General features: G+C 63.6%; 26 protein-coding genes. 20 read left to right on the top strand and 6 right to left on the bottom strand.

All coding sequences use genetic code 11. The features are described 5' to 3' along the window. Positions 1-440 precede the first annotated feature (440 nt). The 3 genes from G520_RS0116120 (at position 441) to G520_RS0116130 (ending at position 6344) form a co-directional block, all read left to right on the top strand. Positions 441-2030, top strand: coding sequence for an efflux transporter outer membrane subunit (locus G520_RS0116120; protein ID WP_246542762.1), 1590 nt, complete (start codon positions 441-443; stop codon positions 2028-2030). 100 nt (positions 2031-2130) lie between these two features. Then, the gene (locus G520_RS0116125; protein ID WP_028536548.1) at positions 2131-3264 is read left to right on the top strand and encodes an efflux RND transporter periplasmic adaptor subunit; all 1134 of its coding nucleotides are present in this window, start codon (positions 2131-2133) and stop codon (positions 3262-3264) included. Between the two features lie 11 nt (positions 3265-3275). Then, a complete protein-coding gene (locus tag G520_RS0116130; protein WP_028536549.1) occupies positions 3276-6344 on the top strand; it encodes an efflux RND transporter permease subunit in 3069 nt (1022 codons plus the stop codon). 418 nt (positions 6345-6762) lie between these two features. Here G520_RS0116130 and G520_RS0116135 read toward each other — a convergent pair whose 3' ends face one another. Then, the gene (locus G520_RS0116135; protein WP_156876994.1) at positions 6763-7026 is read right to left on the bottom strand and encodes a hypothetical protein; all 264 of its coding nucleotides are present in this window, start codon (positions 7024-7026) and stop codon (positions 6763-6765) included. A 452-nt stretch (positions 7027-7478) separates the two neighbouring features. Between G520_RS0116135 and G520_RS0116140 the strand changes: the two genes are divergently transcribed. The 5 genes from G520_RS0116140 (at position 7479) to G520_RS23190 (ending at position 11470) form a co-directional block, all read left to right on the top strand. Beyond that, positions 7479-8054 (top strand): GNAT family N-acetyltransferase, encoded by a 576-nt coding sequence (locus G520_RS0116140; protein WP_028536551.1) that lies wholly within the window; start codon positions 7479-7481, stop codon positions 8052-8054. Between the two features lie 118 nt (positions 8055-8172). Further along, positions 8173-9225: a methyltransferase domain-containing protein gene (locus tag G520_RS0116145; RefSeq protein WP_211222853.1), complete on the top strand. Its 1053-nt coding sequence runs from the start codon at positions 8173-8175 to the stop codon at positions 9223-9225. Positions 9226-9297: 72 nt separating this feature from the next. Then, positions 9298-10104, top strand: a complete 807-nt coding sequence (locus G520_RS0116150) for an AraC family transcriptional regulator (RefSeq protein ID WP_028536553.1) — start codon at positions 9298-9300, stop codon at positions 10102-10104. Positions 10105-10180: 76 nt separating this feature from the next. Beyond that, a complete protein-coding gene (locus G520_RS23185) occupies positions 10181-10813 on the top strand; it encodes a LysE family translocator (RefSeq protein ID WP_036666404.1) in 633 nt (210 codons plus the stop codon). An 81-nt stretch (positions 10814-10894) separates the two neighbouring features. After that, positions 10895-11470, top strand: a complete 576-nt coding sequence (locus G520_RS23190; RefSeq protein ID WP_051229462.1) for a GNAT family N-acetyltransferase — start codon at positions 10895-10897, stop codon at positions 11468-11470. A gap of 4 nt (positions 11471-11474) precedes the next feature. Here the strand turns inward: G520_RS23190 and G520_RS0116165 are convergent, their stop codons facing one another. Further along, on the bottom strand, positions 11475-12371 hold the full coding sequence (locus tag G520_RS0116165; RefSeq protein WP_028536554.1) for a LysR family transcriptional regulator: 897 nt from the start codon (positions 12369-12371) through the stop codon (positions 11475-11477). A gap of 118 nt (positions 12372-12489) precedes the next feature. Between G520_RS0116165 and G520_RS0116170 the strand changes: the two genes are divergently transcribed. The 3 genes from G520_RS0116170 (at position 12490) to G520_RS0116180 (ending at position 15783) form a co-directional block, all read left to right on the top strand. Further along, positions 12490-13500: an aldo/keto reductase gene (locus G520_RS0116170; protein ID WP_028536555.1), complete on the top strand. Its 1011-nt coding sequence runs from the start codon at positions 12490-12492 to the stop codon at positions 13498-13500. A 67-nt stretch (positions 13501-13567) separates the two neighbouring features. After that, positions 13568-14074, top strand: a complete 507-nt coding sequence (locus G520_RS0116175) for a DUF1993 domain-containing protein (protein WP_028536556.1) — start codon at positions 13568-13570, stop codon at positions 14072-14074. Positions 14075-14220: 146 nt separating this feature from the next. Next, on the top strand, positions 14221-15783 hold the full coding sequence (locus G520_RS0116180) for a carboxylesterase/lipase family protein (protein WP_028536557.1): 1563 nt from the start codon (positions 14221-14223) through the stop codon (positions 15781-15783). A gap of 442 nt (positions 15784-16225) precedes the next feature. Here the strand turns inward: G520_RS0116180 and G520_RS24600 are convergent, their stop codons facing one another. Next, a complete protein-coding gene (locus G520_RS24600; protein ID WP_036666405.1) occupies positions 16226-16384 on the bottom strand; it encodes a DUF3309 family protein in 159 nt (52 codons plus the stop codon). A 419-nt stretch (positions 16385-16803) separates the two neighbouring features. On the opposite strand from G520_RS24600, the gene G520_RS23200 reads away from it, so the two are divergent. From G520_RS23200 to G520_RS25845, 4 genes are all read left to right on the top strand, one after another. Then, entirely contained in the window at positions 16804-17376 is a 573-nt protein-coding gene (locus G520_RS23200; RefSeq protein ID WP_051229463.1) for an OmpA family protein, read from the top strand. A 254-nt stretch (positions 17377-17630) separates the two neighbouring features. Beyond that, positions 17631-17837, top strand: coding sequence for a hypothetical protein (locus G520_RS25080; RefSeq protein WP_156876996.1), 207 nt, complete (start codon positions 17631-17633; stop codon positions 17835-17837). A 211-nt stretch (positions 17838-18048) separates the two neighbouring features. Then, positions 18049-18312, top strand: a complete 264-nt coding sequence (locus G520_RS25410) for a hypothetical protein (RefSeq protein ID WP_211222854.1) — start codon at positions 18049-18051, stop codon at positions 18310-18312. Then, complete coding sequence (locus G520_RS25845) at positions 18293-18478, top strand: diguanylate cyclase (protein WP_425516767.1); 186 nt, start codon at positions 18293-18295, stop codon at positions 18476-18478. The genes G520_RS25410 and G520_RS25845 overlap by 20 nt, the downstream gene beginning before the upstream one ends. 73 nt (positions 18479-18551) lie before the next feature. Here the strand turns inward: G520_RS25845 and G520_RS25250 are convergent, their stop codons facing one another. Next, a complete protein-coding gene (locus tag G520_RS25250; RefSeq protein ID WP_028536558.1) occupies positions 18552-19166 on the bottom strand; it encodes a BON domain-containing protein in 615 nt (204 codons plus the stop codon). A 424-nt stretch (positions 19167-19590) separates the two neighbouring features. Here G520_RS25250 and G520_RS0116205 point away from each other — a divergent pair, with 424 nt between their 5' ends. Next, the gene (locus G520_RS0116205; protein WP_036666406.1) at positions 19591-20283 is read left to right on the top strand and encodes a Crp/Fnr family transcriptional regulator; all 693 of its coding nucleotides are present in this window, start codon (positions 19591-19593) and stop codon (positions 20281-20283) included. Positions 20284-20305: 22 nt separating this feature from the next. On the opposite strand, the gene G520_RS0116210 is transcribed toward G520_RS0116205, so the two are convergent. Further along, positions 20306-21046: a phosphatase gene (locus tag G520_RS0116210; protein WP_028536560.1), complete on the bottom strand. Its 741-nt coding sequence runs from the start codon at positions 21044-21046 to the stop codon at positions 20306-20308. 164 nt (positions 21047-21210) lie between these two features. Between G520_RS0116210 and G520_RS0116215 the strand changes: the two genes are divergently transcribed. The 4 genes from G520_RS0116215 (at position 21211) to G520_RS0116225 (ending at position 23237) form a co-directional block, all read left to right on the top strand. Further along, the gene (locus G520_RS0116215; RefSeq protein ID WP_051229489.1) at positions 21211-21516 is read left to right on the top strand and encodes an acylphosphatase; all 306 of its coding nucleotides are present in this window, start codon (positions 21211-21213) and stop codon (positions 21514-21516) included. 114 nt (positions 21517-21630) lie between these two features. Beyond that, entirely contained in the window at positions 21631-22236 is a 606-nt protein-coding gene (locus tag G520_RS23205; protein ID WP_211222855.1) for an SDR family NAD(P)-dependent oxidoreductase, read from the top strand. A 12-nt stretch (positions 22237-22248) separates the two neighbouring features. Next, positions 22249-22413 (top strand): hypothetical protein, encoded by a 165-nt coding sequence (locus G520_RS25420; protein ID WP_211222856.1) that lies wholly within the window; start codon positions 22249-22251, stop codon positions 22411-22413. Positions 22414-22589: 176 nt separating this feature from the next. Next, entirely contained in the window at positions 22590-23237 is a 648-nt protein-coding gene (locus tag G520_RS0116225) for a TetR/AcrR family transcriptional regulator (protein WP_028536562.1), read from the top strand. A 31-nt stretch (positions 23238-23268) separates the two neighbouring features. Here the strand turns inward: G520_RS0116225 and G520_RS0116230 are convergent, their stop codons facing one another. After that, positions 23269-24012 carry an SDR family oxidoreductase gene (locus G520_RS0116230; RefSeq protein ID WP_028536563.1) on the bottom strand — a complete coding sequence of 248 codons (744 nt, stop codon included), beginning with the start codon at positions 24010-24012 and terminating at the stop codon, positions 23269-23271. Between the last annotated feature and the right edge of the window lie 59 nt (positions 24013-24071).

The raw sequence follows: 24071 nt of genomic DNA on the forward strand, positions 1-24071 counted from the left end.
GAGGCGGAACCTCCGTGCGGGAAGGTCATTTCTGGATAGTACATAGTGTTTTTATGTGACATTCAGATGGGCTTAAATATACTTTTTACTTCCCTTAACGCATGGGGTCGCGGTTAGAATGGCCACGTACCGCCTTCGCCCCCTCCCTGAATGTGCTCGCGAATGGCGGCCACCGGATGCGCGCTGACACACGGGAGCCGATCCGGTGATCGATGAAATTCATTCTGAACGTGCAACGTGCCGGATGGACCGCGGCACGGACGATCTATCCGAACCCACTCTATAGCGCGTGTCGCGAGAATTTTGTACTTGCTTTGCTGTCGCGCCCTGGTGCCGGTCGCTTGCTGTCCGCGACCCGCTTGTGTGGCTGCTGTGCCGGGGCTTGAAGATTGAGAAACGACGATCCGCCGTCTGGCGGGCAAAATGATTAGGAGTTCTAGGTGCATTCAAACCGGCACGATGCAGGGGCGGCGCAAGCTCCCCGCAGCGCCAGCGACACGCTGGCACCTGGGTCCGGGAACAACGGATCCCGTCATCCTTTGCGCTGGCCCGGACGGCTCGGTCTGGGGCTGGCGGTCACACTGGCACTGGCTGGCTGTGCCGTTGGACCCGACTTCAGCGCGCCAAAACTTCCGGCGCAGGCCAATGCCTATAGTGACACCGCATTGCCGACAACCACGGCTGCGGCACCCGCAGCCGGCCCCACCGGGGCCGCGCAGCGGCTGGTCTATGGCCAGGATTTGCCGGCGCAGTGGTGGGATTTGTTTCATTCCGAGCCGCTGAACCAGCTGATTCGCCGTGCGCTCGAACAGAATCCGACGCTCGCATCGGCACAGGCGTCCTTGCGCGAGGCGCGCGAGAACTTCAACGCGACAGCGGGAACGCTGGATTATCCGTCTGTCAGCGGGCAACTCGGCGCCACGCGCGAGCGTTCCACTTCGCTGTCGGCCACGCCCAGTGTGTTCAATCTCTACAATGCGTCGGTCAACGTCTCCTATACCCTGGATGTTTTCGGCGGCTCGCGCCGCCAACTCGAAGGCATGAAGGCGGCGGTCGACTATCAGCGCTATGAAGTCGAGGCCACCTATCAATCGTTGGTATCCAATGTGGTGACCACCGCCATCCAGGAAGCGTCCTTGCGCGCCCAGATCGATGCGACTCAAGCCGTTCTTGCTGCGCAGCAACGACAGCTCGACGTCGTCAGGAAACAACTGGCGCTTGGAGCCGTCTCCTCATCGGCCGTCCTGTCGCAGGCCACCTTGGTCGCGCAGACCCGGGCGCAGCTGCCGCCTCTCGAAAAATCTCTTGCGCAGGCGCGGCATCAACTGGCGGTCTATGTCGGAGCCTTTCCAGGCGAGGGCGGCCTGCCGGAGTTCCGGCTCGACAGCTTGCAATTGCCGCCGGAGCTTCCGGTTTCCCTGCCGTCGGAGCTCGCTCGCCAGCGTCCCGACATCCAGGCGAGCGAGGCTCTGTTGCATCAGGCCAGCGCCCAGGTCGGCGTCGCGACGGCGAATCTTTATCCGCAGATCAGTCTGAGCGGAAGCTATAGCCTGAACCGGGTAGACATGAGCGTCGGTGGAGCCAGTAGCACCTTGTGGAGCCTGGGGGCCGGGATTACGCAGCCCTTGTTCAACGGCGGTTCGCTGCGTGCCAAGCGCCGTGCGGCCGACGCCGCCTACGATCAGGCCGCGGCGGCCTATCGCGAGACGGTGCTGAAAGCTTTTCAGAATGTCGCCGATGCCTTGCGCGCGGTCGATGCCGATGCGACGGCGCTCAATGCGCAGGCCGATGCGGTGGGGCAGGCGAAGAAATCGCTGGATATCAGTACCCGTCAGTACGCTCTGGGCAGCATCAGCTACGTGTCGCTGCTCGATTCCGAGCGCAGCTACCAGCAGGCGCAGGTCGCGTTTGCCACGGCCAGGGCAGCACGCCTGGCCGATAGTGCGGCCCTGTTCGTGGCACTTGGAGGCGGCTGGTGGAACCGTACGGAGCAGGGTGCCGCAGCGGTAGCGCCCCCCGCGAGGTTCTAGGCGGTTGCGCGGTATGAATATTGGCTCGGATGGTGAGCCGCTGCCGCTTGTTCGGCTGCGGCGTCTCCCGAGATAGTCAATCTGGATTGAAAGACGAATTATGACCAAAAGAATGTTGATCATGCTGGGCGGCGTTGTGTTGCTGGTCGTCGTACTGGGGCTGGGCTTTTTTCTGCATATCAAGAAATTGATGGCGGCCGCGCCCAAACCCGGCGCCCAGACCGTGACCGCCACGGTCGTCAAGGGCCTGGAGTGGCAGCCGCAACTGGTGTCGGTCGGGACCCTGACCGCGGTGCACGGGGTGGATATCAGCAGCGAAGTGGCGGGCCAGGTCCGCAGCGTCGATTTCAAGTCCGGCCAGGACGTAAAGGCGGGTGCGGTGCTGTTGCAACTCAATGCCGACTCGGATATCGCGCAGCTGCATTCGCTGCAGGCCGCCGCCGAACTGTCGGCGACGACGCTGAAGCGCGACCAGGCGCAGCTGGCGGTGCAAGGTGTGAGCCAGGCCCAGGTCGATAGCGATACCGCCGACCTCAAGAGCAAGAATGCACTGGTTGCGCAGCAGGCAGCGCTCGTCGCCAAAAAAACCATCCATGCCCCTTTCTCCGGTCGGCTGGGCATTACCACGGTTAATCCCGGTCAATACCTGAATCCGGGCGACAAGATTGTGACCTTGCAGGCGATCGATCCGATCTACGTCGATTTTTATCTGCCGCAACGCAAGGTAGGCGAGCTGTCGGTCGGGCAAACCGTCAGTGCGCGTAGCGATTCGTTCGCCGGGCTCGTCTTCAGCGGCAAAATCAGCGCGATCAGCCCGAAAGTGGATCCGTCGACGCGTAATGTGCAAGTTGAAGCGACGGTCGCCAACCCCAAGCGTCAGTTGTTGCCGGGCATGTTTGCCAATGCCAGCGTCGACGTGGGCAGCAAGCAGCGGTATCTGACGCTTCCGCAGACGGCGGTGACCTACAACCCGTATGGTTCGACCGTGTTTGTGGTCAAGCCGTCCAAGGCCGATCCGAAGACGGGTGCCGTTGACGGCGGGCTGGAAGTGCAGCAGGTTTTCGTCGTGACCGGCGAGACCCGCGGCGACCAGGTCGCCATCGTCAAGGGCTTGCAAGAAGGTCAGCAGGTCGTTACCAGCGGGCAGATCAAGCTGAAAAACGGTACGCCGGTGGTGATCGATAATTCGGTGCTTCCCTCCAATAGTCCCAATCCCGCTCCGCAAGAACAGTGAGGCAGTGACACATGAACTTCACCGACATATTCATTCGCCGGCCGGTCCTGGCGATGACGGTGAGCTTGCTCATCGTCGTGCTCGGCCTGCGTTCGCTATTCAATTTGCCGATCAACCAGTATCCGCGAACGCAGAATGCCGTGGTCACCGTATCGACCACCTACTATGGTGCCGATGCCAAGACCGTGGCCGGCTTCATTACTCAGCCGCTGGAGTCCGCCATCGCACAGGCGCAGGGTATCGATTACCTGTCTTCGTCCAGCAATAACGGGGTTTCCACGATTACCGCGACACTGCGTCTGAACTACGATGCCAACCGCGCGCTGACGGAAATCAACACCCAGGTCAATTCGGTCAAGAACCAGTTGCCGGCCCAGGCACAGCAGCCGGTGCTGACGGTACAGACCGGGCAGACGACCGATGCGATGTACCTTGGCTTCTATAGCAATCAGTTGCCGACCAATAATGTGACCGACTATCTGGTGCGTGTGGTCAAGCCGAAGCTGGATTCGGTCACCGGGGTGCAGACGGCCGAATTGCTCGGTGCCCGGCAGTTTGCCTTGCGCGCGTGGCTGGACTCGAACAAGATGGCCGCCCACGGCGTGACCGCCTCCGATGTCAGCACCGCGCTGGCTAGCAACAACGTGCTGGCCGGTCTCGGTTCGAGCAAGGGGCAGATGGTGACGGTGCCGTTGACCGCCGCCACCGACCTGCATTCGGTCGAGGAATTCAAGCAATTGGCCGTCAAGCAGAGCGGGGACTCCATTGTCCGTCTCGAGGATATCGCGACGGTGTCCCTGGGGTCGGAGAACTATGACTTCAACGTGGCATTCAGCGGCGTGCGCTCTGTGTTTATCGGGATCAAGGTTGCTCCCGAGGCCAATATTCTCGATGTGGCCAAACGCGTACGTGCTGCATTCCCCGATATCCGCTCGCAATTGCCTGCCGGGCTGACCGGGCAAATCGTCTACGATTCGACCGATTTCATCAATACCTCGATTTCCGAAGTGATCAAGACGCTGGTCGAGGCGCTGCTTATCGTCACGGTTGTCATCTACTTCTTCCTCGGCAGCTTCCGCGCGGTGCTGGTGCCTGTCATTGCGATGCCGCTGTCGCTGGTCGGGACCTTCTTCATCATGCTGATGCTCGGCTATTCGATCAATCTGCTGACCTTGCTGGCGCTGGTGCTGGCTATCGGTCTTGTGGTCGACGACGCCATCATCGTGGTCGAAAACGTAGATCGTCACATGCGGCAGGGGATGACGCCGCTGGATGCGGCTTTGGTCGGTGCGCGCGAATTGGGCAGCCCGATTCTGGCGATGACGGTCGTGCTGGTCGCTGTGTATGTGCCCATCGGCTTTCAGGGCGGGCTGACCGGCGCGCTGTTCACCGAGTTCGCCTTCACGCTGGCGGCCGCGGTGACCGTGTCCGGCGTCGTCGCGCTGACGCTGTCGCCCATGATGTGTTCGCGCTTTTTCAACCACGACCAGGATAACGGCCGGCTGGCCCGCGCCATCGACTCGATCTTCGAGAAAGTACGTCGCGGCTATGGGCGGCTGTTGCACAGCCTGCTGGAAACCTGGCCGGTTCTGATCGTGATGGGGGCTTTGCTGATCGGTCTTCTGGTGCTGATGTTCAAGATGTCGCAGTCGGAACTGGCGCCGGAAGAAGACCAGGGCATCGTACTGTCCCAGGTGGTGGGGGCGCCGACCGCGACGGCGGAGCAGATGCTGACCTATGCCGATCAGGTGTACAAGGTTGGCAAGAGCATGCCCGAGTATTCGCAGATGTTCCAGATTACCGGGACGCCGACGATCAACGCCGGTATCGGTGGTGTGATGCTGCAGCCGTGGGACCAGCGCACGCGCAGCGCGCACACGATTCAGCAAGAATTGCAGGCCCGCTGGAACAAGATCGCCGGCGCTCGCGTGGCGGCCTTCCAGTTCCCGCCGTTGCCGGGCTCGTCCGGTCTGCCGGTGCAGTTCGTGATTTCTAGCACCGAGCCCTTCCAGAACCTGAACACCGTGGCACAGCAGGTGGTGGACAAGGCCAGGGCCTCGGGCAAGTTCTACTTCCTCGATACCGATCTCAAGATCGACAAGCCGCAGGCGACCGTGGTCGTCGATCGCGACAAGGTCAGCGCGCTGGGCATGACGCAACAGGATGTCGCCGGTGCGATGAGTTCGGCACTGGGGGGCGGCTATGTCAATTACTTCTCGATCGACGGCCGCTCGTACAAGGTCATTCCGCAGGTGCTGCAGACCGATCGCCTGAACCCGGGGCAGGTGCTCGATTACTATATCAGGACGCCGAGTGCGGGCCTGATCCCCTTGCGCACCGTGGCCAGCATCAAGTACGACGTGGTGCCGGAATCCATTACCCGCTTCCAGCAGTTGAATTCGGTGACGATATCCGGGGTGTCGGGCGCATCGCAGGGCGAAGTACTGCAGTTCTTGCGCGACACCCTGCACCAGGTTGCCCCGAGCGGCTATAGCGTCGACTATTCCGGCCAGTCCCGGCAGTATATGCAAGAGTCGGGCGGTTTCCTGGTCACCATGCTGTTCGCGGTTGTTATCGTTTTCCTTGCGCTATCGGCGCTGTTCGAAAGCTTCCGCGATCCGGTGGTGATTCTGGTCTCGGTGCCGCTGGCTCTGTTCGGGGCGATGATTTTCATCTTCCTGGGCTTTTCATCCATGAATATTTATACCGAGGTCGGATTGGTTACCCTGATGGGGCTGATCAGCAAGCACGGTATTCTTATCGTGGAAGTCGCCAACGAACAGCGTCAGCGTGGCTTGAACAAACGGGAGGCCATCGAAGCCGCCACCGCGATTCGGCTGCGTCCTATCCTGATGACGACGGCGGCCATGGTGTTCGGCGTGGTTCCGCTGGTTATTGCATCCGGAGCCGGCGCGGCCGGGCGCTATGCGATGGGCTTGGTGATTTTCACGGGTCTGTCGATCGGGACCCTGTTCACTTTGTTCATGGTGCCGGCGATGTATATGTTGCTGGCGTCCAATCGCAGTGTGACGCCGAGCGTGGAGCCGGATGCCGTGCCCGAGGCGGGCAGCGGGCACTGACTACAGATTCTCGCGTCTGATCCGAACCCCGCCGGGATGCCGGCGGGGTTTTTGTTTGTCGTCGACAGCGCGGCGCCAGTGGCCAAGGCGTGGCAGTGCTTGCAGCGACGAAGGCCGGGGCGCTGACGATAACGCGTGTCCTGCATCCACGGCTTGTCTGCGCTATCTCATCGTCGTGCTTGAGCGTACTGCAGATAGAGACGTGCAAGGAAGAGCGGAGACCTTGTGTCGCGACGGCCACCGGGAGATTTTCGGGGCGGCGACAGATCCGCGGTTTCGTGGCGAAGCCGACGTGCGTGTTCTGTGCGCGTGTTGTCGACATCCCTGCTTCGTGCATGACCGGCTCTCGCGTCTGCTATCGCCCGGCATGGACCGGGGGCTATTCCGGCTGCGGCCCGATTGCGTTCGCGCGCGGCGGTCAGCCGGTCTTCGCTTCGCCTTCGAGGTAGGCATCGACCATGGCGCGGGCGCGGGCCAGCATGGTCCGCCCGCAGGTCATGGCACCATTGAGCGTCTGATTGTCGGATTTCGGCGAGACCTCGCTGAGGCGCTGAAAGGCCTGGTCGGGAATCAGGGTCTTGCCATCGCTCTTGCCGATTTCGACCGAGACCTTCCAGTTGTTCTGCACCTCTTCGATCGCGAGTTCGAGCGCGTAGGCACGATAGGAAATGATTTGTGTCACCAGTGTCACCTTATTGGGGATGGCCCCTGCGTGTCATCACGGCGATTGGCGCCGCTCATGGGCGGCTCGCGGCTCGGTATGCGGCATGCGGGGGTGGAACCGTCGGGCTGCAATGCGTTGGTAATCGCGAAGCCGTCTCGGTGCGGCGTCGCAGGGGTGTCGACAGGCTCCGCGGCGGGTGGGGCGCCATGGCGGAGGGGTGGGACTCGTCTGGCCGGGTCACGGCCAGCGCTCTTGTACTATACGCTCTTCGCGGGCGCTTCGCTGCTCCTTGATATCGGCCCCGTCCGGACGCTACGCGGGCTTGTTGCAGAATAGGCGGCGACCTAACATGGATTAGGAGGGGCGCCCGGAGGATTCCGGAGAGGCGGACAGGCAGGACGATAACAGGCGGGCTGTGCCGCATGCGCATGAGGTGCGACGCTGGCAGCCCCCATCAAGGGAGGGTGATCATGCTTATTGTCGATGGTTTCGATCAATCGGTCGAGCAGGTCTACGACCTGATACGCGCGGTGTACCGCGAAAGCGATATGCCCGCCTTCTTTCCGGACGGCGGCTTTCCCGAGCCCACGGCCTTCGGGGCCTGGCTGGCGGCGCTCAAGCGCCGCAGCGGCTCGATCATGCTGGTGGTCAAGCACGATTCCGCGCTGGTCGGTTATCTGATTCTCGATCCGTCCGCAGATGACGGCGACCGGTGTGCCGATCTCAAGCTCGGCCTTCTGAGCGCCTATCAGCGCCAGGGTGCCGGCGCCCGCCTGCTGGAGCATGCGTTCTCGCTGGCGCGGGAAGAGGGGTGGGTCGATACCGTCTATCTCGCGATCCGGCACGATAATGAAGGCGCGTTGCGCCTGTTCGAACAAACCGGGATGCTGCGCGAGGCGGATCGGGATCGGGATGCCCTGCGCTCCGTTGAGTCGGCGGACGAAATGCGCCTCGCGCTCGACCTCGCTAAATACGTGCCGGTCAGCGATTTCGCCGGCGGCTTGCAGATGGGCGATCGCGCAAGACTGCAGCCGCGGTCGATCTAGCCTGGCGCTCGGCGCTGTCCTTGTCACGGTTTGGTACAGTGCGGGGCGATGTTCGCGTGCAGGCGTTGCTGTGCTGGCGGCGCGGTCTGATACTCGAGTCGGCGGGCGGAACATGCCCGTGGGAGACAGCATCATGCGCGACAGCGGGCAGGACGGCATAGCCGCCTATTACGGCGAAGTATTACAGGGTAGGCACGAGCTGCAGACGGGGGCCTGCTGTGCGCCCGAGGATCTGTCCGCAAGGCGGAAAAAGCTGCTCGACCTGATCGTTCCTGAAATCCGCAGCCGCTTCTACGGCTGCGGTTCACCGCTGCCGCCGGCTATCAAGGGTTGCCGTGTCCTTGATCTCGGCTGTGGCAGCGGTCGCGATGTCTATCTCGCTTCGGCGCTGGTCGGCGCGCAGGGCTCGGTCATCGGAGTCGACATGAGCGAGGGGCAACTGGCGGTAGCGCAGCGCCATCGCCGGTTTCAGGCCTGGCGTTTCGGTTACGACGAATCGAATGTGAGCTTCCGGCTGGGGCGGATGGAAGACCTGGCGGCGCTGGGCATTGCAGACGGGAGCCAGGACGTGGTGATTTCAAACTGCGTCATCAATTTGTCGCCGCAGAAAGAGCGGGTTCTGGCCGAGATAGCGCGTGTTCTCAAACCCGGCGGGGAGTTGTTGTTCTCCGATGTCTTCGCCGACCGGCGGGTGTCGGCGTCCTGGTCCGCGAACCCCGTCCTGCGCAATGAATGTCTGGCCGGTGCGCTCTACTATCAGGATTTCAGGCGGATGATGGCGCAGGCAGGCTGGCCCGACTTTCGCGTCGTTTCCCGCCGCCGCGCGATGATAGACAATGCCGGAATCGAAGCGCAAATCGGCGCGGTGGTGTTCGAGTCCCTGACTGTGCGCGCCTTCAAATTGACGCAGCTGGAAGACCGGTGCGAAAACTACGGGCAGAGGGCGGTCTATCTCGGTACGCTGGACGAGCACCCCGACCGCTTCGCGCTCGATGCCGATCATGTTTTTGCCGCCGGCGAGGAGGTGCCCGTCTGCGGCAATACGGCAGCCATGTTGAGCGAGACCCGGTTCGGGCGGTATTTCGATATTGTCGGCGACCGCTCGCACCACTACGGGCTGTTCGACTGCCAGCCGAGCCCGCAGGCGGCGGTCGCGCGCGCGTGTTGCTGAGCGGCAGCCGGGATTGTCGCCGGGCGTATTGAACCGCATAATCGTCCCGTCTTTGTCCATACGGCGACGGTCATGACGCAGCAATTCTCGCGCGACCCCGAACTGCCTTTTTTCGAGTCCCGCCGCGCCTGGCGCAGCCGGGCCTGCTATCGGCCCCACACTCATCCGACTCTCTCCATCGGAGCCGTCGATGCCGGCGCGTCCACGCTCGTCGTCGAAGGTGCGGCGCCGGTTCGGCTGGCGGCCGGCGATGTCGTGCTCATCGCGCCGCAGCGGGTTCATTCCTGTAATCCCGAGCCGGACGAAGAATGGAGCTATCAGATGCTCTATCTGGATCCGGACTGGGTGGAGACGTTGCTGCGGGAGATCCATGACGGCGAGCCCGGGCGACAGGCCGTTTTCCCGGCCTGGCAGCGCAGCCCGGCACTGTACCGTGGGCTGACGCGCTTGACCGACGCCTTGCATTCGCCACTGGATAACGAACACAAGGAGAGTCTGCTCGTCGATTTTGTCGGCGGCCTGTTGACGCGGGCCTCCACCGCCGTTGCCGCGCCCGGCCGGCCGGAGTGGCTTTCCGCAACGTTGCACTGCCTGGATCTCCAGTGCGAGCGCGTCTGGCCGCTGGAGCGTCTGGCCGCCGCCGCCGGACTCAGCCGCTATCACTTCATTCGCGCGTTCCGTTCCAGCACGGGAATGACGCCGCATGCCTTTCAGCTCGATTGCCGCATCAACCGCGCGCGCGCCGGTCTGCGCACGGGCGCCGGATTGGCTGAGCTCGCACTCGCTCTCGGGTTTGCCGATCAGAGCCATTTTCAGCATGCGTTCAAACAGCGGGTGGCGGTAACCCCGTTTCAATACCGCGACCTCAGCCGCGGCTGAGCGCATTTTTTTGCAAGATTCCGCCGTCGGATGGCCCCGATACTGTCGTCTTTCCCGCAACAAGGAGACGATACACGTGGAATGGCATCGCTTTGCCCTGATCGCAGGGGCGCATTTTCTGGCTCTGTTGAGTCCGGGCCCCGACTTTTTCCTGATCGTCCGTTCTTCGCTGGTGCAGGGGGCGCGTGCCGGCGCCATCGCCAGCCTCGGCGTCGCCTTGGCGAACGGCATGTTCATCGTGGCGGCGATTTCGGGCCTGACCGTGTTGCGCGATCAGCCCGCCGCCTACGCCGTGCTGTACTGGAGCGGTTGCGTCTACCTGGCCTGGCTGGGATGGCGCTTTTGGCAAGCCGCGCAAGCGCACGGGTCCGAGTCCGTCGCCGGCGGCGCCCGGGTCACGCATCGCGCATTGTTGCTGACCGGGTTTCTGTCGGGGGCGCTCAATCCGAAGAATGCCTTGTTCTATCTGGCCCTGTTCACGCTCATGCTCGATCGAACGACGGGGACCGCCTGGCAGATCGCTTGCGGGGCGTGGATGTTCTGCGCCGTTCTGGCCTGGGACTGCGCTGTGGCTCGTGCCGTCGGGCACCCGCGCGTCATGGCGGCATTCGTCGGCTGTCTGGGACGGGTTCACCGCACGGGCGCCTTGCTGTTGTGGGCCATTTGCGGCAGCCTGCTCGGTAGCGGACTTCTGCATCTGTTCGGCTGAGAGCCTTGCTCTGCCGCGTTGCGGCAGGCAGTATGATCTGCCGTCGCTGCCCGCGGCGCCAACCCGGAGGATCGATTCACCATGAATTCACTGACGACGCCACATGCCGGCACGGCGGCGGTCGACTATCGCCGCATCGTATCCGGTGACGTCGAACTGCTGGCCGATCTGCATGCAAGGAGCTGGCGCAATGCCTATCGCGGCATCATGAGCCCCGACTATCTCGATGGCGATATCGCCGGTGAACGCCTCGCCGTGTGGCAGCGCAAGCTGGCGGGTGCTCAAGCCGACGCTTCCTTCGGCGTGCTGGCCTTTGCGGCCGGGGAGGCGCTAGGCTTTGCCTATGTCTATCCCGGGGCCGATCCACGCTGGGGCGCCCTGCTCGACAATTTGCATGTTCTGCCTGCAGGCCGAGGACGGGGCATAGGCCGCGCCTTGCTGCGCGAGGTGGCGTCCGACCTGCTCGAAAAAGGGGAGGCGGGAGGGATTCAGCTGTGGGTGTTCGAGGCAAACCGCGCCGCCCGCGACATCTACCATCATCTCGGCGCCGTCGCGGTCGAGCGCGATGTGGTGGCCGTTCCCGGCGGCGGGCGGGCGCCGGCCTGGCGCTATGTCTGGCCGTCGTTGTCCGTCGCTGGGCAAGACACGGGGGCGTGACGCTTCATCGGGCCTGTCTCTGCAAGAAATCGACGAAAGCCCGCAGGGGAGGGGGCATGAGTGCGCGACTCGGGTAGTAGAGCGAGGGACCGCTGAAACTTTGCCACCAGTCGCTCAGAACGGGGCGCAGACTGCCGTCGTCCAGAGCGGGACGCAGAAACTCTTCGAAGGTATAGATCAGCCCCAGGCCCGCGCGCGCGGTCTCGACCTCGAGATCGATGGCCGCTGCGATCAGCGGACCGCCGGGGACTATCCTGAAGCGGTGGTCGCCGCGCACGAATTCCCACGCGGGCTTCACGCCGCTTTCAAAACGATGACCGATACAAGCGTGGTGCAGCAAGTCTTGCGGGTGAAGCGGTTCGCCGTGTAGTGCCAGATAGGATGGTGCCGCCGCCGCGACAAAGCGTTGACGGCGCGGTCCTATCGGGATGGCGATCATGTCGCGCTCAATTCTCTCTTCATAGCGTATGCCTGCATCGAAGCCGGCGGCGAGCATGTCGATAAAAGTGTCGCTGCTGACGACTTCGAGCGTGATGCCGGGGTGTTCTGCCAGAAAACGCGGCACCACATGCGGCAGGATGTGGCGCGCGGCGATAGAGGGCACGTTGAGGCGCAAGGTACCGCTAGGGCCGTCGCGAAAGCGGCTGACGGCGTCGAGCGCTCCCGCGATATCGGCAAAAGCGGGCCCCAGCCGTTCCAGCAGCCGTTGGCCGGCTTCGGTCGGCGTGACGCTGCGCGTCGTGCGATTGAGCAGCCTGACGCCAAGCTGCCGTTCCAGCCTGCGTATCGCCTCGCTCAGCGACGATGCGGAGACGCCGCCGAGCGAGGCCGCATGACGGAAGCCGCGTGCCCTGCTGACGGCGACAAAGGCGCTCAGGTCCGTGAGATTGGGAGAGTTCATTGTGCGTTTTTGCGAACGGCTCGTGCATATTTGGTCGGATTATCATACACAGGATTCCCCTTCATAATCCATATCGACCGCTAGTCATCGCTGGCGGATTATCGATTTCGGGAGGTTTATGAAACAGCTTCGATTAGGCAAGACCGGCCCGGTCGGCTCCGCTCTGGGGCTCGGCTGCATGGGCATGTCCGGCATGTACGGTCCCGCGGATCGCAGCGAGAGTATCGCCACGATTCATGCGGCGCTCGAAGCCGGCGTCACCTTGCTCGACACCGGCGATTTTTATGGCTGCGGCCATAACGAACTCTTGATTGCCGAGGCGCTGAAGACAGCGCCCGCCTCGCGCCGCGACGCGGCGCGGATCAGCGTCAAATTCGGTGCGATGCGCGATCCGGCCGGCGCATGGTCGCTGTACGACGGTCGTCCCGCCGCGGTAAAGAATTTTCTCGCCTACAGCCTGCAGCGGCTCGGTGTGGATCATATCGACATCTATCGCCCCGCCCGTCTTGATCCGGTCGTGCCGATCGAAGAGACGGTAGGTGCCATTGCGGACATGATTACGGCCGGTTATGTGAGACATGTCGGCTTGTCCGAAGTCGGCGCCGCGACCATTCGGCGTGCTGCCAGCGTGCACCCGATTTGCGATCTCCAGATCGAGTATTCGCTGATCTCGCGCGGCATAGAGGACGAGATCCTGCCATTGTGCCGCGAGTTGGGTGTCGGTATCACGGCCTACGGAGTATTGTCGCGCGGCCTGCTCAGCGGCCATTGGCAGAGGGGCGGGGTCGGCCCCGGCGATTTTCGGACCTACAGTCCACGCTTTCTGGATGGCAATGTCGAGCATAATCTGACGCTGGTCGAGGCGCTGCGCGAGGTGGCCGTCGCGCGCGGTGTGACCGTGGCGCAAATCGCGATCGCCTGGGTGGTGGCACGCGGACCGCACGATATCATGCCGTTGATCGGTGCCCGTCGCCGCGATCAGCTAGCAGAAGCGCTGGCGGCGCTGGATGTGCAACTGGATGCGGGCGATCTGGCCGCAATCGAAGCGGCCGTGCCGAAGGGGGCGGCGTCAGGCCAGCGTTACGCTGCTGCGCAGATGGCGCATCTCGACAGCGAGAACGGGAGCTGAGTACGGTGGCGTGCAAGCCGGCGACACGGTGTATGATCGGGTCTCCCCTAGCAACAGGAGTCAGCGCATGTCCCTTACCCTGTATCAAGCCTCCGTTCCGGTGTTTATCCGCGGGTTGAAAAATCTGGCGGCCATCCTCGATAAGGCCGTAGTCAACGCCGAGGCACGCAAAATAGAACCCGCCGTCTTCATCGAGAGCCGGCTCGCGCCCGATATGTTTCCCCTGCGCCGCCAGGTGCAGAGCGTCTCCGACGTAGCCAAGGGCTGTGCCGCGCGTCTGGCTGGCATCGAGGTGCCGAGTTTCGCCGATACCGAGACCACGTTTCCGGAGCTTCAGGAGCGCATTGCCCGGACGGTCGCGTTTCTGGAAAGTGTGAGCGCTGCGCAGATCGATGGCGGCGAAGAGCGTCCGGTCGTCCTCAAGGTGCGCGGGCAGGAGATCACCTTTAGCGGGCAGAGTTACCTGTCCGGCTTTGCCTTGCCGAATTTCTACTTTCACCTGACGACCGCTTACAACATTCTGCGGCATCAGGGCGTGGACATCGGCAAGATGGATTTTCTCGGCGCGATCTGAGGGGGCGCCGGCACGAGGGGGCGGCAGTGCCGCCTCCTTTCTTTGTCAACCGGCCTTGTTTTAATGATAATGGCGTATTGTCTTGCGCGTGCACGTTCGCGAGGCGCGAACGGCGGCGGCGTCAATCAGCGACAAGGGGATCGATCATGAAATCAGGGTGTACCGGCCGGCTGGCGGCGTTGCTGTTGCTGGCGGCCGCGTCGGCTTATGCCGAAGCGCCGGTCGTCGTCATCGATTCGGGAGCGGTGCAGGGGAGTCAGCAAGCAGGCGTGCAGGCGTTCAAGGGGATTCCCTATGCCCGTCCTCCTGTCGGTGAATTACGCTGGCGGGCGCCGCAGGCGGTGCCGGCATGGCAGGGCGTGCGCGCCGCGGTGGAGTATGGCGCCGATTGCATGCAGCAGCCGTTTCCGGGGGATGCGGCACCGAATACGGCGCCTTTGAGCGAAAACTGTCTGTTCGTCAATGTATGGCGGCCGGCGGGAGCGGTGGGCGCAAAACGCCCGGTCATGGTCTGGATCTATGGCGGCGGCTTCGTCAACGGCGGCTCGTCGCCCGCCGTTTATTCCGGTAGCGAATTCGCGCGCGACGGTATTGTCTTCGTCAGCTTCAACTACCGCGTGGGACGCTTCGGGTTTTTCGCCCATCCGGCGCTCAGTCACGAGAATCCGGATAAGGGAATGCTCGGCAACTATGGTCTGATGGACCAACTCGCGGCCTTGCGCTGGGTACGCAATAATATTGCCGCTTTCGGCGGAGACCCGGGCAATGTCACGGTGTTCGGCGAGTCGGCCGGAGGGTTTTCCGTCGGCAGTCTGCTGACCTCGCCACTGGCCGCCGGACTGTTTCACAAAGCCATCATCGAATCCGGGTCCGGCCGGCATAATCTGGTGCCGGGACAGACCCTCGCCCAGGCCGAACAGGCCGGGCTGGCCTTCGCGGCATCGGTACGCGTGCACGGGACGGATGCCGCGGCGCTCGCGTCCTTGCGGCGTTTGCCGGCGGCGGACCTTGTCGCCGGGCTGAATATGGCGACGATGCGCGTGGCGAGCTACTCCGGCCCCATGGTGGACGGAACCCTGATCACGGGCGAGCCGCAGGATATCTATCGTAGCGGCCGTTTCAACCGCGTGCCGCTGATCGTGGGGGCAAACGAGGCCGATCTCGGTTTCCCGCCGCCGGCGGCCTCCGTCGCGCAAGCGATCGCGCCGCTGGGCGCCGCACACCGGGCGGCCGCTTTGCGCGCCTACGACCCGGCAGGCACTGCGACAGCCGGTGACGTCGCACAGGCGATCGCCAGCGATGCCTTCATGCTGGAACCGCCGCGCTTCATCGCGCGTACCGTCGCCGCCCTTGGCGTGCCGGTATGGCAATACCGTTTCGGCTACGTCGCCGATTCGATGCATGGTGAATGGGCGGGGGCCGTGCATGCAAGCGAGATTCCCTACGTATTCGATACCTTGCCTGCGCGCTACGGTGCGGCGACGACTGCACGCGACCGTGCCGTTGCCAGCCTCATGCATCGCTACTGGATCAACTTCGCCAGCAGCGGCAAGCCCGATGGAGCGGACCTGCCTGCCTGGTTGCCATATACGCCGCAGCGGGACAATCTGATGCGTATCGCACCGCAAGGCGTGCAGGACAGCGGCGACGTTGCGGACCCGTGGAGAGCGCGGCTGGACCTGGTCCGCATCCTGAACGAAAACCGCTGACGCTGCCCAGGCCGTGCTCATCACCCTGCGCATGCGCCGCCGCCGCCATGTCCACGGCGGTCAGCGGTCGGCGTGAAATCGTCCGGATCGATAAACAGCGGCGCCGCCTGGCATGGGATCCTGTCGGGGGAGGGCCGCGCTGAATGCATAGGCGGGCCTGATCGCCCCTCTGCGCTCAGTTCCTTCCTTTCACCGGGGCGATGTCATTCATGGTTGTCCGATTTGCGCGGCCCGCAGCGACTGCCGGGGGGCTGCGTTCGTTATCGCACAGACTCCCGCTCCTTCACCCGTCATCCTCTGCCTGGACTCGTCGCTGCAGGCAGCAGTCTTTTCTCTTGGCCGCGCTTGCACTGGCCATGGTGTTCGCGGATGTCGGCGGCACGTCGGCCATCGCTTGACAGAGCTGCAGGAACGATGCGGGCCTCCTCGCCGCCGCCTGCGGCTAAAGTCGGCCTGTCAGCAGCAGCACGACCATGATGAGCAGTACCAATCCCAGTCCGCCGCTGGGGATATAGCCCCAAGACCGGCTGTGCGGCCAGGCAGGCAAGACGCCGATCAGTATCAGAAATAGCACGATCAACAGTATTGTTCCGAGACTCATGATGTATCCTCTCTCGCGGCGGAGAAGTGCCGCCGGGGTCTGATGACCTATTTGCGGTCGCGGTGATGGTCTTTGCCTGCATGCTCGCGACCGATATCCCTGGGCGCGAAATCATGAGTGTCCGCTGCTGGCGCTGTCGGGTGCGTGTCATGCTGCACCTCCGCAGACGGAAGGCGCTCCCCGGGTGATACGGCTTCGCCCGCTCTCGGCGGATGGTGCTTGTCGCGATGCTTGCCCATGGTATTTCTCCGGCTTGATGCCGGGCGAACGGGTTTGCTCGTCCCGGCAAGGCAACCATGCGGCGAATTTCGGGCCCCGTATGTCTGCAAGCGCACTTAAGACGCTTTACTTCATCAGCCGTGCGTGTCGCACCGTGCACGCGCTGCTCCTCATGCCCTGTAGCCCTGGAAAAAAAGCCGATGAAACGACCTTCGCTGTTCGCCGCTGTGTTTCGCCGTGCAAGGCCGGCGCTGTCCTCTTTGCTGGTGTTTGCCCTTGTTGCGTGTTCCTGTGTCCCCAGTCGGCAGCAAAGCGATGCCCTGGCGCTGCAGCAACGGCAGATCGAGCAGGACGCAGCGCAAATCGCTCGCCTGCAAGCCCGGCTCCAAAGCCTCGGGGCGCAGCAGCCTCCCCCGGAGGCGAGGCTGTGCCTGATCGCGTTTCGGAGCGGCCGCGCGACACTGAGCGCCGACGCGTTCCGCACGCTGCGCCTGATGGCGAGCGAGTTGAAGCGGCATCCGGAATTTATGATTTCGATCAATGGCTACAGTGACAACATCGGCGATGAGGGGGGCAATACCGATCTGTCGCAGCGACGCGCCAACTCGGTCGAGCGCGTTCTGATCGATGGTGGTGTGCCGGCAGGCCATCTGAATACGCACGCTTTCGGTAGTGAAAACCCGGTAGCGGTCAATTCGAGTGCCGCCGGCCGCCGTCACAATCGTCGGGTCGAGTGCGTGTTGCGCCAGACAGAAAATAGCACCGGGCCGTGAATCGCCCGCCTGCTGTCTGCTACCGTACAGACGGCTCGGCCGGCAACGGCCAGAGTCGTTCAGGCGTTGTCTTGATTCTTTGCGGGCAGCGCAATCCACACACGGGCCGTCCCACATGAAGAAACCCACCAAAACGCGCGATCAGCAGCGAAAACAGCATTCTGCGCAAGTCGCTGCCCCCGCGCCAGATTCGAAGCCATCCCCACCCCTGCCACCTGTCGTACCGTCCCCGTCCCTCGGGGGTGGGAAAGATCATGAGCCGTCCCCTGGCTGAAGTGATCAGAGTCCGCTGCGCCCGACGATTGGAAGAGGCGTGGTACGCCTGCTCCCGCCTGAGTGTCCGTGCCGCGCGACAGTCGGCGGACAAGAGCTTGAGCGTATCCGGCGTGCTGGTCGGTCTTTATCGCAAAGCGCACACCGCCGTCGTCAGCGCATTCCGGCGTCTGCACGGTCGTCCTTGAATCCGTCCGGCGAGGTAGGGCCAGAGTCGCGCGGCACGCTTGCCCGCGGCCGAGCCGCGGATGAAAGAATGGCCGCGTCCATCGTCCGCGCGAAAGCCGGCGCGAGCGCAAGCGGGACCACAATGAGGGCCGAAGCGCCCCCTCGGGCAAGGCTGCCGACGGGGCTGTCCTTTTGTCCCTACGCTGCCGCTTGTATGCGCTAACGTACCGAATGGACGCAAGAGAGAGGCCCGTTTCGCTTGTCAGACCGCTGGCGAGTGTTGGCAGACGGGCGCTGGAATCCTCGCTGCCGCGCTGGCCGAATGTCAGCGAGTCGCGGGTGCTTGCGCGCAAGATGACGCGCCTGGCGCAGCACGACTTTCTGGCCGGCCTGCCCAACCGGGGGCTGCTCAAGGAGAAGCTGACGCAGGCGATCGGACTCGCGCAGGCAGCGTCACCGCAAGCAAGAGGGGCTGCTGTGTCTCGATCTCGATGACTTCGAGAGGATAAATGACTCGCTCGGGCATGCGATCGGCGACCCGTTGCCGCAGTCGGCCTCGGGCCGGCTGCTGGCCAATGTGCGGGCGGCCGACGCCGTGTGCCGTCCGGGCGGCGACGAGTTCGTGGTCCCGCTGGCCGAAATCGGGAACCGCCGCGATTGAAAAGGCGGCAGACGCCGGCGACGAATCGCCCTGACTCGTGCCGACGCATCTGGATCGTGCCGCTTTATCCGGCTTATTGTTGCGCTGACAGTTGCAGGGCGGAGATGTCGAGGTATTTGACTCCTCTGACGCTTTCAGCCAGGTCCTTGACGCGCTTGATCGCACCCTCGCTGTCTAGCCGAGCCTCCAGTGTCACGACGCCATCCTGGGTTGCAACGTTGACGGCAAAGTCCTTGGTGACACTGTCGGCCATCAGTTCGGATTTTACCTTGGACGTGATCCAGCTGTCTGCTGTCGTCATTTCGCTCTTGGCGGCGGCCTGGCGCGCCGGCGTACGGGATGGGGAGATGGCGAGACTGTCGGTGACGTGCCTGACGCCGTCGATGTTGCGCGCCGCGGCCAGGGCCATCGCTTTGGCGTGCGGGCTGCGGACGGTGCCGCTGAGCTCGACGGTGCCGTCGGTCGTGACGATCTGGATGTCGGTGCTGCTGAGCCCCTTCATGCGCATCAGCCGGGTTTTCAGTTCGGTGGTGATGGTGGCGTCGCTGACCGCGATGGCCATGCTGCTGCTCGTGGCTGCCGGTGCGGCGTCGTCGGCAAAAGCGCTGCCGCTGCCGAAGCCGGCGCAGAGCCCGCCGATGATGAGTGCAGTGCGTATCGATCTAGTGCAGTTGAGGGTCAAGGTCATGATGATTCTCCAGAATATGTCGTTGTGCGGCAGGGTGCCGGCGTTGAACCGCGATGGGGCTGACCGGGTGAGGCACAGGGCCGCCGGCTGAGAGTGAGGGGCATGAAGGAGGGCGCACGAATCGCCGCTGGGCGCGATCTCGGTCGTGGCAGGAAAACATGACCGATGCCTGAGCCTGGACCGCCCATTGCGCGGAGTCTGTGCGGTGACGTACATACTCATGCGTGTCGCAAGGGCGGCACGATCCTCTACTGCAGGACGGATACGTCCTGCGGGCATCTGTCCGTCAAGATAAAGGCGTGGCGTAACGGCGATAGTGGAGTAGACTCGGATTTCATGGCTTGCCGGGGCACTCGACCCTGTTGCAACCATGGGTCGGCTCTCCTTGGCGCAAGGAGGTCGCAATGCCCCGGAGTACGCTCCCTTGCCCCGCATTGAAAATCACCTGATCGAGCTGCTTGCGCCCGATGACCGTCTTCGACTTCTTTCATGCTGCGAGCCTGTTGAACTCGCTCTGTCGGACGTGCTGTGCGAGCATGGCAATCCAACGTGCCATGCGTATTTTCCCACCCGCAGTTTTATTTCCTTGATCGCCTCGGCCCCCGGGCATCCCGGACTCGAAGTCGGAATGGTCGGATCGGAAGGCATGCTCGGCGTGCAACTCGCTCTGGGTGTGGAAACCGCCCCGCTGCACGTGCTGGTGCAGGGAGGCGGCGCCGCATGGCGTATCGGATCGGATGCGTTCCTCGCGGAGCTCGCGCAGAATGCATCGTTGGAGCGGGTGTTGAACCGTTATATCTACGTATTGATGGCGCAGCTGGTCTCGGCGGCGAGTTGTCTGCGTTTTCACTTGATCACCCCCCGGCTCGCGCGCTGGCTGCTGATGAGCCAGGACCGGGCCCATTCTGACCAATTCTATGTCACGCATGAATTTCTGGCCTATATGCTCGGCGTGAGGCGGGTCGGCATCACGACGGCCGCCGGGGTTTTGCAGCGCGCGGGTTTGATCGAGTATCACCGCGGCGAACTCACCGTGCTCGACCGGACCGGGCTCGAAGCGGCAGCCTGCAGCTGCTATGCCGCCACGGCTCGCGTCTATGCGGCCGTGATGGGCTGAGGCTGTTGCCGGGTCGCTCCGGCTACAACCCGGCCAGCTCCGCTATGTGCGGCTTGCCGTGCGACTCCAGAAAGTCGAGCAGTGCGCGCGGGCTGCGATTCAGCACCCGTTCGGCCGGAAAGTCGGCGGCATCGAGAATCTGCAGACTCTGCTCGAATTCGCCGATGCCGAAAGCGATGTGGGCATCCGATCCGAGGCTGACCAGGCCGCCTGCGTCGCGAACCGCGCGGGCGATCGCCAGACAGTTGGGCGCGCTGCCGACGCGGGAATAGTGAAACGACGAGTTGTTGATTTCCAGCGCCACATTACATTCCGCCGCTGCGGCAGCGACGGCCGGGATATCGATCGGATATCTGGGGTTGCCCGGGTGGGTGATGACATGCACCCGCCCGCTTCTGATGGTATTGATCAGCGCCCGGGTATTGACCACGCTGTCCTGCGGTTCGAACACTTGATCGTGAAATCCCGCCAGCACGATGTCCAGGCATCCCCACATTCTGTCGTCGCAGTCTATCGTGCCGGCCTCGTCCCTGATATTGGCTTCGATTCCACGCAGAATGGCCACGCCATTGACGATGCGCGGGATCAGCATCGAGTTGGTAAAGTGCCAGGGGTGGGGGGCGTCGTCCAGATCCGGGCCGTGGTCGGTGGTGGCGAACAGCAGGATGCCTTTGCGTCGGGCCGCGGCGATATTGTCGTGGAGGGTGCTGAAAGCGTGGGTGCTGGCGAGGGTGTGGGTGTGGGTGTCTACCTGATAGGGCATGGTCTGTGGGCTTCCATTCTGGCAACAGGGCTAGCATAGCATAGGGGGCGGAGGCGCATGCACGGGTACGCCTTACCGGTGCGAGACGGTTGCTGTCTGCGTTCGCTACACTGGAAAGCGGATGCATCGCTCGTATGTGCCGAGCTGGGGAGGCGGAAAAGAAAATGGCAACGGAACCTATCCGGAAGCAGGGCGCGCTGACCTTGCGCGTCGAGATACAAGGGCGGGTGCAGGGGGTCGGGTACCGGTGGTGGACGCTGGAGCAGGCCACGGCCCGGGGGCTTGCGGGCTGGGTGCGCAATCGCGAGGACGGCAGCGTCGAGGCCTTGTTCAGTGGCGAGGCGGCAGCCGTCGAGGAGATGGTCGAAGCGTGTCGCCGTGGTCCGGGATATGCCCGGGTCAGCTTTGTCGGTGCCGAACCTGCCGCGGCGCCAGACAGGGACGGCTTTCATCTGTTGTCGACGCACTGAAGGGGGTAACGGCCCCGGATCAGGCTGGGGTTTGTGCGCGGCCCGGTTCTGCTTGATATTTGACCGACGGTCATGTTTAAATAATGACCGTTGGTCAATTTATTGGAGGTCGATATGAAATCGGGAAAATGGGCAGTGGTCAGCGGAGCGTCCAGCGGCCTGGGCGTGGATTTCTCCCGTCAACTGGCGGCACAGGGATACCGTCTGGTGCTGGTCGCCCGCAGCGAAGCGCCGATGCGGGAGTTGGCGGACGAACTCGCGCGGAAGTACGGCAGTGACGTTCGCGTGTTTCCGCTGGATCTGGCGGCAGCCGGTGCGGTGCGCGCCCTGAGCCTGGGGCTGGCGGAGCAGGGCATCGAGCCCGAGCTGTTGGTCAATAACGCCGGGTTCGGGCTGTACGGCGATTTCTCCGAGCAGCCGCTGGAGCGCATCCGTAGCATGCTACAGCTCAATATTATCGCGCTGACCGAGCTGACCCATGTGCTTGCTGCCGGAATGAAGGCGCGCGGGCGCGGGCAGATCTTGCTGGTCGCGTCCATCGGGGGGTATCAGGCCACGCCCGGTTATGCGGCCTACTGCGCGAGCAAGGCCTATGTGCTTCTGTTCGGCGAGGCGCTGCATAACGAGCTCGGCGCATTCGGCGTCAACGTGACCGTGGTGTCCCCCGGGGTGACGGCAACCCGTTTTCTGCAGGTGGCCGGGCAACAGCCCACCCGCTAACAGCGGGCGGCGATGATGGACAGTGCACGGGTGGTGCGCATCGCCCTGCGCGCGTTGCATCGGCGGCGCGGCTCTATCGTGGCGGGCTGGCTGAACGCACTCACCGTGTTCGGAAATCGCTTGTCTCCGCGTTGCGCCCAGCGGGCCCTGGCCGGCATGTTGATGAGAAATGGCTGAAATGCGGGCAGGGTGATGTCGTGCCGCGGGGAGTCGCGGCGCGGCGGGGCTGGGCAAAGCCGCGCCGACACGGTATCGTGCCGCTAGCGACAGGCCGTACGCCACGGCCGTGTCGAATGATGCCCCGGCTGCGAGCCAGGGCGTACGGATAAACGAATCCCCGCCGCCGACCCGACATGCCGAGAATTGCCCTTAGCGAACAAGAACGCCAGCAACGCCGTCAGCACCTGCTCGCCACCGCGCGCACGATCTACCGTGAGACGCGCACGCTGCCCACGGTGGCCGATATCGCCGCCCGCGCCGGAGTCGCGAAAGGTTCGGTATACAGCTCGTTCACGACCAAGGAAGAAATCTTCGTCGCGCTGCTGGCCGATAGCTTCGCGACCTTGCTGGCCGGCCTCGCGCACGATATCGAGGCGTGGCCGGTACCGGCCGAGCCGGTCGTCGAGTTGCCGCGTGCGCTGGTGCGGCAGGTGCTGCAGCAGCCCGACCTGCTGCCCTTGGCCGCGATGACCCATGCCGTGCTGGAAAAAAATCTGCCGGAAGAGGCCATGGCGAGTTTCAAACACGGGCTGGCCGACGGCCTGCGCCTGCTGGGCGTGCAACTTTCGGGCAAGGTGGGCGTGGACGCCGCCATCGCCACCACTTGTCTCATGCGCAGCTGGGCGCTCACGCTGGGCCTGTGGCAGGCGCTGGACTGTCCCGCCGCGCTGCTCGATGTACTCCAACAGCCGGGGCTGGAAGTCTTCCGCGGCGATTTCGCCCTCGAGCTGGAGGCGGCGCAGCGCGAGTACTGGTTGGGGGCTTTGCCGCCGCAGGCCTGAATGGCGCACGGCAGTGTGCCCGCCGTTGCGCCTAAAGCTGGGTCATGCCGCCGTCGAGCCGCAATTCGCCGCCCAGCATATAAGCCGCTGCCGGACTCGCCAGAAAGAGTACGGCCTGAGCCATTTCTTCCGCGCTGGCGATCCGGCCCAGTGGAATCCCCGCGCGCAGGGATTCGAGGCCTTCGGCGCGCTGCGCTGCGGTCTGGTCCTGCCATTGCAGAATGGGAGTGTCGGTTACGCCGGGCACGAGTGCATTTACGCGGATGCCCCTGCCGTGGAGCTCGGACGAAAAGCTGCGGGCGAGCGAGCGAACCGCGGCTTTGCCTGCCGCGTAGACGCTGCATCCCGGCCAGCCGGCGTCATGCACCATCGAGCTGGTCAGGATGATGCTCGCGCCGTCGTTCAAGTAAGGGAGCGCTTTCTGTACCGTGAAGTACAGTCCTTTGACGTTGATGTCGAACTGCCCGTCGAAGAAGGACTCTGTCACCTCGGCGACAGGTTTGCTTTGAAAGACCCCCGCATTGGCAAAGAGAATGTCCAGTTTGCCGTAGGTGTCGGCCACGGTGGCGTACAGGCGATCGATGTCGGGCAGCCTGGAGACATCCGCTTCGATCGCCAGGACCCCCAGTTCTTCTGCCGCCGAATCCAGACTCGAGCGATCGCGCCCGCAGATGGCGACCCGAGCCCCTTGCTGGCGTAGCCGCTTGGCGCTGGCCAGACCGATGCCGCTGTTGCCGCCGGTTATGACGGCCACTTTCCCCTCGAAGTCATTCATGCCTGTTCCTTGATAAAAGGTTGCCGATGCAACGGAGTAAAGAGTATCGTGCCGTTCAA

Source organism: Paludibacterium yongneupense DSM 18731 (assembly GCF_000422925.1).
GTDB classification, from domain to species: domain Bacteria; phylum Pseudomonadota; class Gammaproteobacteria; order Burkholderiales; family Chromobacteriaceae; genus Paludibacterium; species Paludibacterium yongneupense.

What these genes read in the sequence shown, in the direction of transcription:
- G520_RS0116215 (WP_051229489.1), top strand. Translation starts at nt 21,211, where the DNA reads ATGGCAACGGAACCTATCCGGAAGCAGGGCGCGCTGACCTTGCGCGTC.
- G520_RS0116150 (WP_028536553.1), top strand. Translation starts at nt 9,298, where the DNA reads ATGACGCAGCAATTCTCGCGCGACCCCGAACTGCCTTTTTTCGAGTCC.
- G520_RS0116170 (WP_028536555.1), top strand. Translation starts at nt 12,490, where the DNA reads ATGAAACAGCTTCGATTAGGCAAGACCGGCCCGGTCGGCTCCGCTCTG.
- G520_RS0116210 (WP_028536560.1), bottom strand. Translation starts at nt 21,046, where the DNA reads ATGCCCTATCAGGTAGACACCCACACCCACACCCTCGCCAGCACCCAC.
- G520_RS0116225 (WP_028536562.1), top strand. Translation starts at nt 22,590, where the DNA reads ATGCCGAGAATTGCCCTTAGCGAACAAGAACGCCAGCAACGCCGTCAG.
- G520_RS0116125 (WP_028536548.1), top strand. Translation starts at nt 2,131, where the DNA reads ATGACCAAAAGAATGTTGATCATGCTGGGCGGCGTTGTGTTGCTGGTC.
- G520_RS25410 (WP_211222854.1), top strand. Translation starts at nt 18,049, where the DNA reads ATGGACGCAAGAGAGAGGCCCGTTTCGCTTGTCAGACCGCTGGCGAGT.
- G520_RS25250 (WP_028536558.1), bottom strand. Translation starts at nt 19,166, where the DNA reads ATGACCTTGACCCTCAACTGCACTAGATCGATACGCACTGCACTCATC.
- G520_RS0116165 (WP_028536554.1), bottom strand. Translation starts at nt 12,371, where the DNA reads ATGAACTCTCCCAATCTCACGGACCTGAGCGCCTTTGTCGCCGTCAGC.
- G520_RS25420 (WP_211222856.1), top strand. Translation starts at nt 22,249, where the DNA reads ATGATGGACAGTGCACGGGTGGTGCGCATCGCCCTGCGCGCGTTGCAT.
- G520_RS0116180 (WP_028536557.1), top strand. Translation starts at nt 14,221, where the DNA reads ATGAAATCAGGGTGTACCGGCCGGCTGGCGGCGTTGCTGTTGCTGGCG.
- G520_RS24600 (WP_036666405.1), bottom strand. Translation starts at nt 16,384, where the DNA reads ATGAGTCTCGGAACAATACTGTTGATCGTGCTATTTCTGATACTGATC.
- G520_RS23190 (WP_051229462.1), top strand. Translation starts at nt 10,895, where the DNA reads ATGAATTCACTGACGACGCCACATGCCGGCACGGCGGCGGTCGACTAT.
- G520_RS23205 (WP_211222855.1), top strand. Translation starts at nt 21,631, where the DNA reads ATGAAATCGGGAAAATGGGCAGTGGTCAGCGGAGCGTCCAGCGGCCTG.
- G520_RS0116230 (WP_028536563.1), bottom strand. Translation starts at nt 24,012, where the DNA reads ATGAATGACTTCGAGGGGAAAGTGGCCGTCATAACCGGCGGCAACAGC.
- G520_RS0116140 (WP_028536551.1), top strand. Translation starts at nt 7,479, where the DNA reads ATGCTTATTGTCGATGGTTTCGATCAATCGGTCGAGCAGGTCTACGAC.
- G520_RS23200 (WP_051229463.1), top strand. Translation starts at nt 16,804, where the DNA reads ATGAAACGACCTTCGCTGTTCGCCGCTGTGTTTCGCCGTGCAAGGCCG.
- G520_RS0116130 (WP_028536549.1), top strand. Translation starts at nt 3,276, where the DNA reads ATGAACTTCACCGACATATTCATTCGCCGGCCGGTCCTGGCGATGACG.
- G520_RS25080 (WP_156876996.1), top strand. Translation starts at nt 17,631, where the DNA reads ATGAGCCGTCCCCTGGCTGAAGTGATCAGAGTCCGCTGCGCCCGACGA.
- G520_RS0116175 (WP_028536556.1), top strand. Translation starts at nt 13,568, where the DNA reads ATGTCCCTTACCCTGTATCAAGCCTCCGTTCCGGTGTTTATCCGCGGG.